Origin of the sequence: Ruminococcus sp. CAG:379, from assembly GCF_000434255.1 — a bacterium.
GTDB lineage: Bacteria > Bacillota > Clostridia > Oscillospirales > Ruminococcaceae > Ruminococcus_F > Ruminococcus_F champanellensis.
Window position 1 is genome coordinate 1 of the sequence record NZ_FR894910.1, and the last position, 3,351, is coordinate 3,351.

At 44.0% G+C, this 3,351-nt stretch carries 5 protein-coding genes; all 5 read right to left on the minus strand.

What is annotated here, in order from left to right; all coding sequences use genetic code 11:
- The coding region (locus tag QVO51_RS07755; RefSeq protein ID WP_288168018.1) for a ParB/RepB/Spo0J family partition protein at positions 1 to 702 on the minus strand (702 nt) is incomplete at its 3' end.
- Between the two features lie 12 nt (positions 703 to 714).
- Entirely contained in the window at positions 715 to 1,374 is a 660-nt protein-coding gene (locus tag QVO51_RS07760) for a ParA family protein (RefSeq protein ID WP_022357930.1), read from the minus strand.
- A gap of 13 nt (positions 1,375 to 1,387) precedes the next feature.
- On the minus strand, positions 1,388 to 1,822 hold the full coding sequence (locus QVO51_RS07765; RefSeq protein ID WP_022357931.1) for a hypothetical protein: 435 nt from the start codon (positions 1,820 to 1,822) through the stop codon (positions 1,388 to 1,390).
- Between the two features lie 22 nt (positions 1,823 to 1,844).
- Positions 1,845 to 2,141: a hypothetical protein gene (locus QVO51_RS07770; protein ID WP_022357932.1), complete on the minus strand. Its 297-nt coding sequence runs from the start codon at positions 2,139 to 2,141 to the stop codon at positions 1,845 to 1,847.
- Positions 2,142 to 2,155: 14 nt separating this feature from the next.
- Positions 2,156 to 3,175, minus strand: a complete 1,020-nt coding sequence (locus tag QVO51_RS07775; RefSeq protein ID WP_022357933.1) for a tyrosine-type recombinase/integrase — start codon at positions 3,173 to 3,175, stop codon at positions 2,156 to 2,158.
- Positions 3,176 to 3,351 lie beyond the last annotated feature (176 nt).

The following is a 3,351-nucleotide window of genomic DNA, read 5'->3' on the forward strand; positions in this document are numbered from 1 at the left end:
AAAGTTGCTACTTGTGTCAACTTTCGGCGCAGCAGCCTGTTTAATTTCCCTGGGTTTGATTTTGCTTAAATCACCAGCAGCAAGCTCCTCCTGCTGTTCTTCATTCAGTTGTGCAATCACATTTGCGGTTGAAATGGAGATTGCACCGCTTGCAACAGCGTCTTTGATTGGATCAATGGCGTTTCGATCCACATTCTGCATTTTGCCGACCTGTGAAGGGGATACGCCAAGGATTTCAGCAATTTTCTCCCGTACCCGACCAAATTTTTCTCCGGCTTCTTTTTTTCTTTTCAGAATGGCATCCAGATTCTCATAACTTTGCCACAGTTCCTGATCGGAGAGCTGCCGTGCAGATACGTTCAGAAGGATCAGATCCAGCATCATAGCATCCTCGTCAGCATATTCTTGAATCAAGCAGGGAAGCAGCCGTGAAATGTTTTCCCCGTGATCCAGCAGATATTGCACAGCTGCTCTCCTGCGGTGTCCGCTGACAATTTCATAGCCGCCACTTTCCAGAGGACGTACTACCAGATTATCCTTTACGCCACCCTGACCCAGGATGGTATAGGCGAATTCTTCAATTCGTTGCATCTCAAAATAGTTTGCTTGGGATTCATGCAGTTGCGCAATATCAATCATGCGGATGTTGTCGGATTGTGTGTTCTGGGCAATGGATGCAAGATTGCTTAGCATGGTTTTCATTTTAGGATCCTCCTATCTATTCATGATTTCCGTAGACAGCCCCTCATAGGCGTTGACGATCTTCCAGCTGCTCCCGTTTCTCGGTACTTTCTTTTCAACGAAGTATGCTTCGATCGGCAACCCAGCTTTCTGGCTTTCTCTGACGGTGCGTGAGTAGGGGATTACTGTCTGCATCAGCCGGGTTTGCAGCGCACTGCGAAATTCTTGCAGCAGCTTTGCATCGTTTTGCTTTTGATACATAGTGACAAAAATACCGCCGAGTCGTGCATTTTGCTTTGCGATCTCGACGGTGACTCTTTCCAAACCCTGAATTTCAAACTCGCCCAGCATAGTTGGCACATAGACCATACCGCAGTGGCGGATAATCTGTTTGACTTCATCCGTCATAGCCGGAGGTAAGTCAAACAAGATATAGTCATATACAGCAGTATCCTCGCTTGTGATATCAATATATCGTGCCCAGGTGGTGTGATTGATGTTCTCATATTCTGTCGGCAGAATGCTGTTCACATTCTGCGCCGTCATGAAAAACGAGAAGCAATTTTCCTGGGTATCGCAGTCCACTACCAATATCTTTTTGCCGGTTTTCTGCATGCTGTACGCCAGATTGATGATAGATGTGGTTTTTGCCACACCGCCTTTGTTGTTATATAAGGCAATCTTCTTTGTCATGTTTTTGTCTCCTTTATTCGTTCAGAACTTCCAGCGTGAAGGCTCTTCCTTGGCTACCGGTCTGGTAGCTCCGGATCCGGATCGGGATACCGTTTCCGACATGCTCCCGATAGATCATCGAGATAATGCCGAGAGCTTCATAGACTCTCTCGGAAGTCGTTGACAATGCCTTCAGCTGGTTGGAAGCATTCCGGCAGAACAGCGTGCAGATTTTGCCGTCCTTGCCGTCTTGAAATCTGTATTTCTTGGCATGATAGCCGTAAAGCCGGAAAGTCTGATCAACGGCATCATTCAGACGTTCCGGCTTAATATTGCCGATTGCCACATTCGCCATGTAGGCGGCATCAGCAGTCGGACTGTTTTTCGGGAAAAATGCTGCGATTTTTTCGGCGAGAGCATCATCCTCGGCTGAAAAGAAAAAATCATCTGCGTTCATCAGGCTTTCCATGCAAACCTCCTATCTTCTTATGTCAATAGAGAATATCAATTGTCAGAACTTTTTCGTGGTAATCGCACAGGATTTCTTCTGCAATCTGCATGACCTTTTCATCCAGAATGGCAGCAATTTCATCACCACGCATGCGCATTTCATGCCAGAACTCCTCTGCCGGACCTTCGTAGGTGAAACGTTCATTCGGTTCAGCGTCCGGATCGGCTTTCACATCTTCTATGGTTGTGACATAGAATTTCAGCAGCCAACCGCTTGGAGCACATACATCACAAACAAAGTCTGCAATGGATCTGTCATCTTTTTCATCTCGAATCATTAAAATCCCTCCTGTTATACCTTGATTTTCTGTTCATTCAAAAAGGACTGCATCCTTTTTGCGCTTTCCAGTTTCATATCTGTCAGGGCAAAAGCGTAGGTGTCCAGCGTAAACGCAACGGAGTGGTGTCCCATAGCTGCGGACAATGTTTTCAGATCAACACCGGCTTTGATACTTATGACAGCATATGTATGCCGCAAGTCGTGAAAACGAAATTCTGGCATGCCGATTTGCTTCATGATTTTTTCAAAAGGACAGCGAATCATAGAATGTGTTAAATGCTGATTTCCTCCTAATCCACGAAAAACAAAGCCATTGTTTGGTTCTTTGTCGTGAAATTGCTTCATCATCTCCATAACAGATTCCGCAGGATAAATTGTACGAGGTTTATTATTCTTGACGGAATCATAAAAATAACGCTTTTTGAATTTATCATATGAAAGCTGACGATAAATTCGAATGTTGCCTTCGTCAAAGTTGAAGCAGTCCCATGTTAGTCCAATCAATTCGCTTTTGCGCATTCCTGTAAACAAAGCTAGCTTATAAAGAATTTCAAGTGGATGCCCATCAATTGCTTCTAGAAATGCATACATTTGCTCATTGTTCATTGGAATTAGCTCGGGTTTCTTTGGCTTTGGCAACGTAGTGTGCTTTGCTGGATTTTCCTTAATGAGATTCAAATCGTATGCAGTTTGTAAACACTTATGCAAAACGCCATGGATGTTTCGGATTGTTTTCGGGTGCAGCGGCTTATTCAGTTCAACGCCTTCAGCAAGGCTCAGGATAAAAAGCTGAACATCCTCCGGAGAAATTTCCGATAGTTTCATCGATAAGAAAACCCGATTAATATGATTGGCAAAAGCACTTTGGTAAGAATAACGGGTAGCAACTTTTAAGTCAGGCGTTAAGTATTTCAACCAGTACTCTGCAAATTCAGATAAGGTCATGTTTTTGGGAATTCCACTTGCGGACAAGGGGATCTTGCTGCGCATGACCGCAAGAACATTCGATTGATTGTTTGTATTGTATGACATTGCAAGTTCCCTCCAACAATTTAGTTGGATTCATTATAACACAATGTTCCGAAAAAGGCAACAAAAAGGAATATATCCTTCTGCGAGAACTGATGCTTTGAAAACACTTGACATGTAGGTGTTTAAATGCTATAATGCGTAGGTAATTCGCAGAGGGTTCGAATCCCTCTCTTTCC

Bases quoted from the DNA above. Each gene is read 5' to 3' on its own strand.
- QVO51_RS07775 (WP_022357933.1), bottom strand. From the start codon at position 3,175: ATGTCATACAATACAAACAATCAATCGAATGTTCTTGCGGTCATGCGC.
- QVO51_RS07770 (WP_022357932.1), bottom strand. From the start codon at position 2,141: ATGATTCGAGATGAAAAAGATGACAGATCCATTGCAGACTTTGTTTGT.
- QVO51_RS07760 (WP_022357930.1), bottom strand. From the start codon at position 1,374: ATGACAAAGAAGATTGCCTTATATAACAACAAAGGCGGTGTGGCAAAA.
- QVO51_RS07765 (WP_022357931.1), bottom strand. From the start codon at position 1,822: ATGGAAAGCCTGATGAACGCAGATGATTTTTTCTTTTCAGCCGAGGAT.